13 protein-coding genes are annotated in these 13,493 nt (G+C 42.0%); 2 read left to right on the top strand and 11 right to left on the bottom strand.

From position 1 onward, the window contains the following. Window positions 1–5 precede the first annotated feature (5 nt). From BM126_RS12100 to BM126_RS12140, 7 genes are all read right to left on the bottom strand, one after another. Window positions 6–1,583, bottom strand: a complete 1,578-nt coding sequence (locus BM126_RS12100; RefSeq protein ID WP_256213076.1) for an ATP-binding protein — start codon at window positions 1,581–1,583, stop codon at window positions 6–8. A gap of 218 nt (window positions 1,584–1,801) precedes the next feature. Beyond that, on the bottom strand, window positions 1,802–3,199 hold the full coding sequence (gene argH, locus BM126_RS12110; protein WP_090989746.1) for an argininosuccinate lyase: 1,398 nt from the start codon (window positions 3,197–3,199) through the stop codon (window positions 1,802–1,804). Further along, window positions 3,196–4,401, bottom strand: coding sequence for an argininosuccinate synthase (locus tag BM126_RS12115; RefSeq protein ID WP_090989747.1), 1,206 nt, complete (start codon window positions 4,399–4,401; stop codon window positions 3,196–3,198). The genes argH and BM126_RS12115 overlap by 4 nt, the downstream gene beginning before the upstream one ends. Before the next feature lie 353 nt (window positions 4,402–4,754). Continuing rightward, window positions 4,755–5,267: a MogA/MoaB family molybdenum cofactor biosynthesis protein gene (locus tag BM126_RS12125; RefSeq protein ID WP_090989749.1), complete on the bottom strand. Its 513-nt coding sequence runs from the start codon at window positions 5,265–5,267 to the stop codon at window positions 4,755–4,757. Continuing rightward, window positions 5,268–6,104 (bottom strand): EcsC family protein, encoded by an 837-nt coding sequence (locus BM126_RS12130; RefSeq protein WP_090989750.1) that lies wholly within the window; start codon window positions 6,102–6,104, stop codon window positions 5,268–5,270. A 119-nt stretch (window positions 6,105–6,223) separates the two neighbouring features. Then, complete coding sequence (locus tag BM126_RS12135; protein WP_090989751.1) at window positions 6,224–7,414, bottom strand: acetate kinase; 1,191 nt, start codon at window positions 7,412–7,414, stop codon at window positions 6,224–6,226. 296 nt (window positions 7,415–7,710) lie between these two features. After that, window positions 7,711–8,697 (bottom strand): class I SAM-dependent methyltransferase, encoded by a 987-nt coding sequence (locus BM126_RS12140; RefSeq protein ID WP_090989752.1) that lies wholly within the window; start codon window positions 8,695–8,697, stop codon window positions 7,711–7,713. A gap of 430 nt (window positions 8,698–9,127) precedes the next feature. On the opposite strand from BM126_RS12140, the gene BM126_RS22865 reads away from it, so the two are divergent. Further along, window positions 9,128–9,250 carry a hypothetical protein gene (locus tag BM126_RS22865; RefSeq protein ID WP_256213078.1) on the top strand — a complete coding sequence of 41 codons (123 nt, stop codon included), beginning with the start codon at window positions 9,128–9,130 and terminating at the stop codon, window positions 9,248–9,250. An 11-nt stretch (window positions 9,251–9,261) separates the two neighbouring features. Here the strand turns inward: BM126_RS22865 and tpx are convergent, their stop codons facing one another. From tpx to BM126_RS12155, 3 genes are all read right to left on the bottom strand, one after another. Then, window positions 9,262–9,762 (bottom strand): thiol peroxidase, encoded by a 501-nt coding sequence (tpx, locus tag BM126_RS12145; protein ID WP_090989753.1) that lies wholly within the window; start codon window positions 9,760–9,762, stop codon window positions 9,262–9,264. Window positions 9,763–10,202: 440 nt separating this feature from the next. Further along, on the bottom strand, window positions 10,203–10,727 hold the full coding sequence (ytfJ, locus tag BM126_RS12150) for a GerW family sporulation protein (protein WP_090989754.1): 525 nt from the start codon (window positions 10,725–10,727) through the stop codon (window positions 10,203–10,205). A 15-nt stretch (window positions 10,728–10,742) separates the two neighbouring features. Next, a complete protein-coding gene (locus BM126_RS12155; RefSeq protein WP_090989755.1) occupies window positions 10,743–11,477 on the bottom strand; it encodes a DUF2953 domain-containing protein in 735 nt (244 codons plus the stop codon). A 218-nt stretch (window positions 11,478–11,695) separates the two neighbouring features. Between BM126_RS12155 and BM126_RS12160 the strand changes: the two genes are divergently transcribed. Then, window positions 11,696–12,496: an NAD kinase gene (locus BM126_RS12160; RefSeq protein WP_090989756.1), complete on the top strand. Its 801-nt coding sequence runs from the start codon at window positions 11,696–11,698 to the stop codon at window positions 12,494–12,496. 28 nt (window positions 12,497–12,524) lie between these two features. Here the strand turns inward: BM126_RS12160 and rarD are convergent, their stop codons facing one another. After that, window positions 12,525–13,454 (bottom strand): EamA family transporter RarD, encoded by a 930-nt coding sequence (rarD, locus tag BM126_RS12165; protein WP_090989757.1) that lies wholly within the window; start codon window positions 13,452–13,454, stop codon window positions 12,525–12,527. Window positions 13,455–13,493 lie beyond the last annotated feature (39 nt).

A 13,493-nucleotide genomic window follows, 5' to 3' on the forward strand; every position in this document is an offset into this window, starting at 1 on the left:
ACCTGTTACTGCTGTCCATTCATGCTTGATAAATCTGATTCTTCTCTTGGCATTTCAAGCTTTTTGCGGGGATTGCCCGGAAAAGAGATTTTGAATGCAGTCCCTTTATTTAATTCACTGTGAACCGATATCATTCCTTTATGATTCTGAATGATTTTATAGCTCACCATTAGGCCAAGGCCGTTTCCTCCCGTTTTAGTCGTAAAAAACGGTTCACCCAGCTTTCTCACCTCTTGTTCACTGATTCCAACACCATGGTCTTTAATGATAATATGCTTTTCAAATTCATTTTCCGTAATGGATATTCTTACATTTCCCCCGCCGGGCATAGATTCTATCGCATTTTTAATAATATTTAAAAATACCTGCTTCAGCTGGTTCTTCTCACCAGATATCATCATGTCATGTTCAGGGAAATCATGGCACAGCACAACATTTTTAAGGTGGGCCTCTGCCTGGAGAAATTTGATGACACTTCTAAGGATTTCTGTGACATTGCACTCCTGAAAATATATTGTGTGAGGCTTGGCAAACACCATAAATTCGCTGACAATAAAATTGATCCGGTCTATTTCATCCAGTATGGTATCTTCAAATACACGGTCTTTGGCAGATTCAGTAAGCAGCTGGACAAACCCCTTTATAGTAGTAAGGGGGTTCCGGATTTCATGTGCAATTCCTGCCGCCAATTCCCCGACCATCGATAACTTTTCTGTTTTCTGAAGTGTTTCTTCGGTTTTCTTTTTCTCGGTAATATCATATTGAAGGGATATATGCTGATAGGTTTCTCCATTATGGTCCACAAAGGGAACAATCGTAGTATCAAGCCAATAAGTAGTCCCATCCTTGGCTTTGTTCAGGATTTCGCCCTTCCAGACCTCCCCGCGCTGAATGGTATCCCATATTTCCGTAAAAAAACCGCTCGGATGAAATTGGGAGTTCAGCAGATAGTGGTTTTGGCCGATCAATTCTTCCTTTGTATAGCCTGATGCCTCGCAAAATCTGTCATTCACATATGTAATCAGGTCATTCCTGTCCGTTATGGCAAATATAGTGGATTCATTCAAGGCATTTTTAAGATCTTCAAGCTCTCTGAGCGTTATTTTTAAATCTTTATTCGATTCATCTAGGGCAAACCTTGTTGAAGAAAGATTCTCATTATAATGATTTATAATGGTATTCGAAATCAGTTCACATATGGGGTCAATGATTTTAATAATCTTAAATAATGTATGAATGGAAATATTGCCTTGGTTCAATTCCCCTTCAAGGAAATCCATAATGGCAGATCGGGACAGATGGACAATACTTATGGATTGGTCAAGCGATGCCATCGACCTGACAGACCTTTGGCCAAGTAAATTAGCGCAAGTCACCAGATTATTCTTGCCGGCTTCATCTCTTGTGCATAGATAGCTGCCAAGAAGGCTGAATAAATTGGTCCGCAGGTTATATTGATAATCAGATTTGCTGTAATAGAGGCTATAAGCATTTTCGCCCTTAGGCATATTAAGTGTTTTGGCGGCCAGGACATTGCTTTCCTCTTGAATCTTCCTGCCAAGATATTCTATTTGATCGCACACATTAATCCCTCGCCTTGTCAAAACTTCTTTCCCAAGGTCCCAGATCGCTCTTTCAGAACCCGGGATGCTTGTAAGCTTCCATATAATTTCCGCTAAAAGCTCTTAATGTTAAGTTTGACAAATACAGCAAAAATCCTTCTTTTTTCCTAAATTGAAAAAATATATATATCTGCCATTTTTGTACTGCATGCATTAAAAATCCAGCTAAAAAAACCCAATCAAAGAGGATTGGGCCCGCTGAATTCATGCACAAGTTTTTTTCCTTTTTCAATAGCCAGCTCAACCTGTTCAAATCCTGTACCACCCGCGCTGTTTCGGCGTTTCACTGCTGCGTATGGATTTAAAACATCGTAAATATCCTGTTCAAAAAGGATAGAAGCTTCTTTGTACTGTACAAGAGGCAAATCTGCAAGGAAGCAGCCTTTTGATACACAGCACAGCACAAGCTTTCCTACAATTTCATGGGCTTCCCTGAATGGAAGGCCTTTTGAAGCAAGATAGTCTGCAAGCTCTGTTGCATTTGAAAAATCGCGCTTTACTTCTTTTTCCATCGTTGCGCTGTTAACCTTCATTGAAGATATCATGCCTTCAAAAATCCGCAAAGAACCCGTAACCGTTTTAACAGTATCAAAAATGCCCTCCTTGTCTTCTTGCATATCTTTGTTATAAGCAAGAGGAAGACCCTTTAATACAGTGAGAAGACCCATCAGATTTCCGTATACACGTCCGGTCTTTCCACGGATAAGCTCGGCCATATCAGGGTTTTTCTTTTGCGGCATAATGCTGCTGCCTGTTGAAAAAGCATCGTCCAGTTCAATGAACTGAAATTCGTGGCTTGACCATAGTATGATTTCTTCACTGAACCTTGATAAATGCATCATCAGTGTTGAGCTGCCGCTTAAAATATCCAGTACAAAGTCCCTGTCACTGACAGCATCAAGACTATTTTCGTAAATACGTTCAAATCCCAGAAGTCCCGCACTATATTCCCTGTCAATTGGAAAGGTGGTGCCTGCAAGTGCCCCTGCTCCAAGCGGTGACGTATTGATGCGCTTCATGCTTTCAGAAAATCTTTCCTTATCACGCTCCAGCATCCAAAAATAGGCCATTAAATGATGGGCGAAGGAAATAGGCTGGGCGCGCTGCAGGTGAGTATATCCAGGGATCAGTGTTTCCACATGCTGTTCGGCTTGATTGATAATCGCCTTTTGAAGCAAATTAATTAAATGAAGTATTTCAGCTGTCTGCTTTCTTAAATATAAATGCAAATCAGTCGCTACCTGATCGTTCCGGCTTCTTGCTGTATGAAGCTTGCCTCCCGCAGGGCCGATTTCTTTAATGAGCATGCTTTCCAGGTTAAGATGGATATCCTCCATTTCGACCTTGTAGGAAAGCTGCCCATTTTCCGCCTTGCTTTTTAAAGTGTTCAGGCCAGAAATAATTTCATCTGCCTCACCTTCTGATAAAATGGCGCTTTTTTTCAGCATCGAAACATGTGCCAGGCTGCCCTCAATATCTTCGAGCACAAGCTCTTGGTCAAAGGAGATGGAAGCCCCAAATTCATCTACCCATTCCTCAGCTGACTTTGTAAATCTTCCTCCCCAAAGCTTGTTCACACTGTCACCTTCTTATTATTCACCATGCTGTTCACCTTCGTCGGAAGTCCCCATAATGAAGTGAAACCGACAGCTGCTTCGTGGTCAAAAGCATCATCTGATGTATATGTGGCAAGCTTTTCATTATACAGGGAGTTATCCGATTTCCTGCCTTCTGCAATGGCATGGCCCTTAAACAGCTTCATGCGGACTGTGCCTGTCACAGTTTCCTGGGTTTGTGCAAGAAAAGCACTGAGTGCATTTTGAAGCGGAGAAAACCATAGTCCTTCATAAATCAGCTCTGTTAATTTCTTTTCAATCACTGGCTTAAAATGTGCTACTTCCTTCACAAGCGTCAAATCTTCCAGTTCCTTGTGTGCTGTCATTAAAGTCATAGCGCCCGGGCATTCATAAATCTCGCGGGATTTTATTCCTACTAATCTATTTTCCACATGGTCGATCCTTCCGATTCCATGCTTGCCGGCAACCTCGTTCAATTCTAAAATCAGTTCATCAATTTTATACTCTTTATTATTCAAGGTAACAGGAACGCCCTTTACAAATCCTATTTCAATGATATCCGGCACACTTGGTGCGTCTTCAAGACTCGAAGTCAGATCATAAGCTTCTTCAGGAGGAGCTGCCCAAGGATCTTCCAGTACACCGCACTCACAGCTTCTTCCCCATAAATTCTGATCAATAGAATAAGGGCTTCCAAGGTTAATAGGAATAGGAATTTCATTTTCCTGGGCGTACTTAATTTCTTCTTCTCTTGACCATTTCCATTCGCGTACAGGCGCTATCACCTGCAAATCGGGATTAAGAGCTGCAATGGATACCTCAAAACGCACCTGGTCATTTCCCTTTCCTGTACACCCATGTGCTACCGCTTGAGCCTTTTCCTTTTCCGCCACTTCAACAAGCTTCTTTGCAATCAGCGGTCTTGATAAAGCCGAGACCAAAGGATATTTGCCTTCGTATAACGTGTGAGCCTGAAGAGCTGCAAGTGCATATTCTTTGGCAAACTCCTCTTTAGCATCAATCACATACGATTTCACAGCCCCAACCGCTAGTGCTTTTTCTTTTATAAAATTCAAATCTTTGCCTTCCCCTACATCAAGGCAGCAGGCAATCACATCATATCCTTTTTCCTGAAGCCACTTTATTGCTACAGAGGTGTCTAATCCTCCGGAATATGCTAGAACCGCTTTTTGGTTTTTCATGTAAAATCCGCCCTTTCGTTTGAATAAAAATTCAGATTGTTTTATTTTTATTCATATTATGTATAGTACTTTATCAGCTTTATTATGAGAATGCAAGAGTTTTTTTCTTATGTTTAAAGGCTTGCCAGATTATTTCTCTAAATTTAACAAAGAGGATAAAAAATTCAGTTTCTGCATATATAGGACAATTGATGGTATAATTATAGAATTAAGAAACAGCAAACCCAGTAAGCATATGGACATCCATTGGATTATTCCCGCAGCCTTCATGCAGGAACAAAATCAGCTCAAATATTTCTGCACAAAAAAAGGAGACAGTTCCGCAGAACCTCTCCTTTTGCTCACTAATGAATCTATAAGTCTTTATTGATTTCCTTCACAACATGTCCTAATTCAGGAAGGATAAGCTTCTTCATTGCCAGGCTTACTGCACCGCTGGATCCTGGAACGGAAAATATCGCTTTATCTTTTGCAACGGCTGATATGGCTCTGGAGAGAATTGCGGCGGGGCCAATGTCCTCCTGATAGCTGAGCATCCGGAAAAGCTCTCCAAACCCTGGAATTTCTTTATCCATAATTTCCTGAACGGTTTCGATGGTAACATCCCGTTTCGCAATCCCGGTTCCGCCGTTTGTCAGGATGACATCTGTACCCGGATCATCGCATCCTTTTAAAATGGACGCTCTGATTTCTTCCTGCACATCTTTCACAATTTCATAGCCTGAAATGCTATGTCCATCTTCTGCAAGCAAATCCATCATCAGCTTTCCGCTTTTATCGGTGGTTTCATCTCTTGTATCACTCACTGTTATCACCCTGCAGCGGACAGTTTTCCTGGCATCCTGTTTATGCTCTGTGAGACCCATCTACTCCACTCTCTTTCTCTGGAGATAGCGGTATTGATAATATTTTTGGGCAAATTCGCTTACTCTTCTTGTAAGCTGATAATTCGAGCCTGCTCCAATGGACATTGAAATCAGAGGAATGCCCTGAAACAGCTTTTTGCGGAACAAAGTGATCGCCGTTCCTTTTAGCAGCTGATTCAGCGGAAGCTTCATCCATGCAGGATCGGTTAAATCTTCACTGCCCTGATAAAAATACTCTCCATCTTTTTCAGGCGTTTCCTGCAAAAGCTCAGCCCATGCAGCACCCTGAAGCCGCTTTGGCAGAGTTCCGATACGGAATACCTTCAATGCGGTCATCATTTCAAATGGTGTATTCACTTCATATCCATATGTCATCGCTACCAGCTGCACAATGCGCAGATTAATGGCAAGCATGGCAGGAAAATCTCCGCCAAGCAGCAATATGCCGCCTGAACCGCTTGCTCCTCCTTGTGCAAAGGAATACAGCCTGTATTTGGCTATCTGCTGATCAGCTATATAATTCAGCTGGTCAATCGTCAGTTTCTGCAAATCAGGGATGGATGATATATCTTCGCTGAATACACGGGCTGACCCTAAAATCCTGTCCCTTGCATCCATTTGAATCTGCGAGCTCTGAATCATGGCATGCAGATGAAACAGCCATGTATCAAGCTTTGAAAAAAATTGAGTCTGCTTATCCTGGGGCAAAAGTGAAAATCCCTGTTCCACCCATTTATCATATAAAGACGAAAAATCAGTAGATTCATATAAATTCAGTTTCTCTTCCCATTCGCTGATTTCATTCCATATCTCAATTTCACGATTCGTTAATGGCATAAATTAGCCTCCCGTACAGACAAGTGTTTTACATCTATCTGTAGTATAACATAAGCTGATATCAACCCTAAAAAAACAGACCAGGAATTTTGGCGCGCAATTAAAAGAATCCGAGTATTTTACAATCCCGTCAGTCTTACTGTGTCCCTTGCAATCATGACTTCTTCATCCGTAGGAATGACCATCACCTTGACAGGGGAATGCGGGTAATTGACAAACGTTTCTTTTCCTCGTGTCCTGTTCAGTGAAGGATCCCAGTATACACCCATAAATTCAAGTCCCTTCAATACCCTTGCCCTTATGGTTTCACTGTTTTCGCCAATTCCTGCCGTAAAAATAATGGCATCCACTCCGCTCATTCTCGCAGCATATGACCCCAGATATTTATGGATGCGGCTTGCAAAAACCTCAAGAGCTAACTCGGCACGTTCATTTCCCTTATCCGCCTCTAATTCAATATCCCTCAAATCACTTGAAAATCCTGAAACAGCGAGCATGCCGCTTTTCTTATTCAAAACTTCCAAAACTTCATCTGCTGTTTTACCTGTCTTTTCCATGATATATGGAATAAGCGCCGGATCAATATTGCCTGAACGTGTTCCCATGGTGACACCCGCCAGAGGAGTGAACCCCATCGACGTATCAATGGATTTTCCTCCCTCGATGGCTGCAATGCTTGCCCCGTTTCCCAGATGGCAGGAAATCAGGCGCAGCTGCTCAAGCGGCCTCCCCAGTATAGCTGATGCACGTTCAGAAACGTATTTATGGGAGGTTCCGTGAAAACCGTATTTCCTTATGCCATAGTCTTTGTAATATTCATATGGCAAGCTATATAAAAATGAATTTTCCGGCATAGTCTGATGAAAGGCTGTATCAAAAACCGCTACAGCAGGAACATCAGGCAAAACCTGTTGAAATGCTTTGATTCCGGTTAGGTTTGCCGGATTATGAAGCGGCGCCAAATCGGATAACCCTTCTATCTGGGAAATAACCTTATCTGTTATGATGGCGGAATCTGTGAATATTTCTCCTCCGTGCACAACCCTGTGGCCAATTCCATCTATTTCGTCATAGGATTTTATGATGTTGTGTTTTATAAGTTTTTCAAGGAGGATAGCCACGGCTGTTTCATGGTTTGGAATTTCCATGGTTTCCGTCAATTTTTCGCCTTGTGCCGATATCGTAAAGATCGGCTCCTTCAATCCAATTCTCTCTACAATTCCCTTAGTAATTACACCTTCTTCGGGCATATCAAACAACTGAAATTTCAAAGAGGAACTGCCTGCATTTATTGCAATGATTTTAGACATGATTCCCGCTCCTTTTCTTTATCCATGTACACAATAACTCTATGAATGCCTTTACAAAATAGCTTCTTTTGTTTCATTTAAACATTGAATAGACTGCCTTTCAATTTAAAACGCATTTTGGCCGCGCTTACATTCAGAAGTAAATCAATTCAGAATTTTCCCTGCACTGAGGCTATTGATATCTGTTTAAAACCGTTTTATTCTGCTTTACCCTTCTATATCCTGCTTAATGCAATTATCCGGGCATGAAGACAGACAAAAAGCTGATGTTTATTTTAGCATCAGCTTTTTGTCTGTTATTTTTCTTCCTTGAACCATTCGTTCATTTTATTCATCATCGCTTGGGTTGCTTCCATATCAGAAAGCTTTGGAAGCTGCACAAGCATGGTATTTTTCGGAGCCTTGATTCCCTCTTTTTTCTTTTGGAGAATAAGGATGCTTTTTGCGGCTGCCTCGTTTTTGAACATGGATAATGGAAGCTGTACAAGGCCCTGGATAAATGTGTGCTCTTTTAAGTACTGGTTAAGCCTCGGGGCCTCGTCTGAAAGAAACAGGTTGTTTGGCACAATATAAAATAAATATCCCCCGTCCTTAACATGGTTGACTCCTTGTTCTATGAACAAGTGATGCGCGTAGGAATGCCCTGTCTCCCTTGCAAGCTCATATTCTGCTGCACGGACATCATTCGGATAATATCCCACAGGGAGATCGCTCACTACAGCATCAGCTGGATCAATGAACAACGGTTCAAGACTGTCCTGGTTGAATAATTCAACTGGGTGCTCCTGCAAATTTGCCCCGCAGTATGCAAGTCTGATAAGTGTTTCATCCACATCTGATCCAAAAGAGGATATTTCATGCTGTGTCAGCTGGTTTAAAATCGTAAAAAGAAGATTCCCTGTGCCTGCAGCAGGATCCAGAAGGGTAAACTGCTTGCTGTTGTTCATAAATTTGCCGATAAGGTAGCTTACAAACATTCCAACAGCATCTGGAGTCATCTGGTGGTTGGGCTGGACGTTTTCTTTCATACCCTTCAATATAGCCAGCTGAAAGGCTTTCCTGATTTCTTCTTTTCCGTATTTATCCAAGGAGAACTCTGCATATTGCTTGTTCAGCCTTTTCTCTGATATCTCGCTGATATCATCCTGCAGAACCTTTCCCTGAAACAGATTTTCTCCAGTTTCACCTAATGCATCAAGGTATGTACAGGAAAGCTCTTCTTGTAAAATTTTAGCTGTTTCATCAAGCTGATGGAACAGTTCTTCTATCGGGGTGAAGTTCAACGTTCATTCCTCCTGTTAATGTTTATCATTTCCTTTTTATATGGCAGGGCATAGCCCGATTTTCAAGGCTTCTTTTATAAACTTTGCTGCTATGACAAGTGGCTGATTTCCTCTCCATGATGCTCGTGTTCCTTGTGGCGCGCGGTAAGCCTCACAAGCAATGCTTGCGGGGGCCTCACCTTCCTGCTAATCCCGCAGAAGTCTCCCGCCTTACACTCCAATCAACCCGTTTAACAACATGATCGCTTCACAAAACATATTAAAAAAACAGCAATCTTTAAGAAAAGAGCCATTTTAAAAGCAAAAACGGTTTATCCAAACGATTATTATAACACGCCTATGCTAATATTCGCGCTTAATAAGCCTGCAGGGTTTAAGAATAAGCAAAACAAAAGCGCAAGCGCCATGTACAGCCCCAGAAATAAATCATATGAAGGCGTTTCTTGCCTTCAGGATTTCAGGGGCCAGGCTGCTTGCGCTGGACGCGAATAAGGAAATGCTAACCAGCAAACTGGCAGTCATCCGCAGAACGCTTTGTTATGGAAACGGCTGAAAGGCAATCCTTTACTCAGCTGCTTTTGCAGCTGCGACAGCACTTTCATAGTCAGGGTGATTTGTTCCTTCGCTGACATACTCCGCATAAGTAACTGTATCATTGCTGTCTACAACAAATACGGCACGGGCCAATAAACGAAGCTCTTTCATGACTACGCCATATGCTTCACCGAACGATAAATCGCGGTGGTCGGATAAAACCTGTACATTTTCAAGGCCGCTTGCAGCACACCAGCGTTTTTGGGCAAAAGGAAGATCGACGCTGATAGTCAACACCTTAACACCATCCACTTTAGAAGCTTCTTCATTAAAACGTCTTGTCTGTGCATCGCACACACCTGTATCAACAGAAGGAACTACACTGATAATCCGGACTGAACCTTTTGAATCGCTTAGCTTCACTTCTGATAAATCATTGGCCAGAACCGTAAAATCAGGTGCTTTGTCACCAGCTTTCACTTCATTGCCGATAAGTGTGACCGGGTTATTTATAAACGTAACAGATGCCATTTCAGAAATCCTCCCTTTAATTGCTTAATATGTATTCTTATACTTCATGATAGGATGTCCAGTGAATTTTTGCAATCATTTGGATCAGCTTTACATGGATTTTTCCCAGCCTTATATTTTATAAACAGGAAAAAGGCAGAAATAGCTTCGGCACATTCTTGCTGAAGATTTCTTGCCCTGAGGCACATTCAAATTCCGCTGTTTTATTAAGGCTGTTTTCGTAAACTTTGCTGCTATGGAACAAGGGGTTGATCTCCGCTCCAGGATGCTCGCTTTCCGTGGGGCGGCCGGTGAGCCTCCTCAGCTGCGCTTGCGGGGTCTCACCCTCCCGCTAATCCCACAGGAGTCTCACACCTTACACTCCAATCAACCCGGTTTCACAACGGAATCGCTTCACAGAACATATTAAAATACTACAATCTTTAAGAAAAGAGCCTTTATTAAAAATCAAAATCCTGTCTCTGCGGGCGCCGGTCCGGTTTTTCATCATGGTCTCTGCTTCCTTTTTCCCGCCTGTCCTGGTCTCTTCTGTCAGGCTCGCCTGATCCGCTTTGGCTGCCATTTATCTGCTCTTTATTCATGCCGCTTTTAGAAAGCATGGACTGAATTTTATCGATGACAGCGGGTGCTGCATCAAGAAGCTTTTCCATTAAATGCGTCCCATCATTCAGGTGAAGCATCTTAATACCCTGTGACCCTACGATTAAAAAGGCAATCGGAGTAATGGAAACACCCCCGCCGCTGCCGCCGCCAAATGGCTGTGAAACAGAGCTGTCATGGCTTTGATTACTCCCTGAGAATTCGCTTCCACCTGCAGCAAATCCGAAGCCTACCTTCGAAACCGTCAAAATGACACTGCCATCAGGCGTTTCCACCGGATCTCCAATAATTGTATTCACATCAACCATTTCTTTAAGATTTTCCATTGCCGCTGTCATTAAGCCTTGAATTGGATGGTCTGACATTTCATGTTCCTCCTTCTAAAATGTTTGTCCGTTTGAATCAGCCGCAAAATTTTGCATACTATCTTTTTCAGATTCAGCATATATGCTTTTCCAATAACGAAACAGTTTAATTCCTGCCAAAATAGCTTTTCCTAACCTAAATTGAAATATACAAGAAAGAACAATCCCTGCAGCAGGTTTTTGGAAAACAGGAGTCACAGTATAAGAAGGAACTATTTTACATGTTACATACATACAGAGAAGGGCAATTGCCCATGATTGAAGCGCAAGAACCCCTCCCGACAGGACAGCTGTTAATGCAGCATCTCCTGCCCCGATAGATGTATGGCATTCGAATTTTGAGAGCCGCACTTTTCTTAAGAAGTTCTTCATTATACGACGGACCGCCCCAACATGTCCCATGATTTTCTTTATATCTTTAACGCCGCTGAAAAAATCGCCTGCTGAAATTATTGCTCCTTCAGCAGCCATTTTCCTCTTATGCATTTTTTCAGAAGCATCTCTGCCATTTTCAGAGACATAAATGGTATAGCGGATGAGGCCAAACCAGGAACGGAGCTTGATAGTCAATTGATTTTGTCCTTGCTGGCAAGTATAAAAAATGATTACCTTCACCTTTGTAAAAAAAAGCAGGAAAAGTACACCTATAAGAAAAAGAAAAAGATACAAAATCCAGATAATAAGCTCACATCCCTTCAGCTTTCCAGTATTCGCATGAAGGAAAAAAAATAAACCTGAAAGCATGGCCATATAGGTCTGTAATGGGGGTTATTATTTGAAGCAAGGCAGCTGAACAATACCATCACTTTCTAGTTTCAGCTTGTCTCCGGCATTTTGAAACCTCTTACATGTAAAATGCCATGCTTCATGATAAACTGATTTCACAGTGAAGACTTTGATTTGCTCCAGGATGGATTCTTTATTAGAGCAGCATTAAAGGTCTGAAAAAATGAACGGGAGGAAAATTGATGTCCAATCGGCGAAATATTTATTTTTTCCATACAAATTCATCTGACATGCTTGAAAAAATCCGCCCGCTGCATAATTTAGCAGAGCGGTATTCCTTTAATATTGTTAAGGATGCCAGACAAGCCAACATCATCTTAAGTGTCGGCGGTGACGGGACCTTCCTTCAGGCTGTCCGGAAAACCGGATTCAGGGAGGATTGTCTATATGCAGGGATTTCAACCGGAGGAAGTTTAAATATGTACTGTGACTTCTTACTGGATGATACGAGCAAGATGATTGATTCCATGACACAGGAACAAATAGAGGTGCGGAGATATCCGACTATTGAAATCACTCTTGATGATCAGCCTTCCTTTTACGCCCTTAACGAATTGAGCATCCGTTCATCTGTAATTAAAACTGTGGTTATGGATTTGTTCATTGATGACATCCATTTTGAAACCTTTCGGGGCGATGGCATAGTGATTGCTACTCCTACAGGAAGCACAGCATATAACAAATCAGTGAACGGCGCCGTTGTCGATCCTTCCCTGCCCTGTTTCCAGGTCAGCGAACTGGCTTCTTTGAATAATAATACATATCGCACGCTCGGATCTTCATTCATCCTTGGGGAAAATAGATCTTTAACAGTCCATGTTTCGCAAAACGGCAATGAATACCCGACAATCGGCATGGATAACGAAGCCATGAGCATCCGGCATGTGAATCAGATAAAAGTAAATTTAAGCGGCAGGAAAATTAAAACGGTCAAATTAAAAGATAACTCGTTTTGGGAAAAAGTCAGAAGGACATTTTTATAGAGATGGCATATTTGCCATCTCTATTTTTTCATGCTCCGATTTTTCTTTTTCCTTTCATTCTTCCTGCACCTGCCGTCCCCCATTTGGTCTTTGAGATGGAGTATATGGCCAGCGCGCTCCAAATGAAAATGAATGCCACTAGATGTGTTTTAGTGAATGTTTCATGATAAACAAACACTCCAAGGATCAATGTCAATGTCGGAGCAATATATTGAAGAAAGCCGAGCATCGATAAAGGAACCAATTGAGCTCCTTTAGCAAAGTACAAAAGCGGAAGGGCTGTAGCAATCCCTCCTCCTATCAGAAAAAGACTGACAGAACCTGATCCGAAAAATGAAGAATGTGATGATAAAGCTAGATACACGCAATAGCCCAGTGCAAGCGGAGTCACCATCATCGTCTCCAATGTCAGGCCTATGGCTGAATCTGCACTGATCATCTTTTTGGCGAGGCCGTATAAGCCAAAGGTAATAGCCAGAATGAGTGATACCCAAGGTATGGAGCCAAAGTGAATTCCCAGAATAAGCACCCCAGCTGCAGCTAAGCAAAAAGACAGGACCTGTGCTCCAGATAAGCGCTCCTTTAAAACAATAACGCCTAATAAGACACTGACAAGAGGATTAATATAATAACCAAGGCTCGTCTCAAGAATATGATTTGAATTGACGGCCCAAATAAAAACTCCCCAGTTTGCACTTACCAGCAGGGATGCAGCGAAAAGAGCAAATAATTTCCTTGGCTCCTTTGATATTTGTTTAAGATAAGCGGTAAATAGCTTCCATTTTTTCGTGACTACTAAAAGGGCAGCCATAAAGACAAATGACCAGATGATTCTGTGTGCCAGGATTTCGTACGGCTGGACCTGCTGTACAAATTTCCAGTAGATAGGGATGATTCCCCAGATCACATAGGAAAGGGCTGCATAAAATATGCCTTCTTTTTCGTTTTCGTGTTTCATCTTCTTCCTTCTTTCCTTCGTTTCTTAAACCAAATATTA

The organism is Bacillus sp. OV322 (assembly GCF_900112495.1).
Taxonomy (GTDB): domain Bacteria; phylum Bacillota; class Bacilli; order Bacillales; family DSM-1321; genus Peribacillus.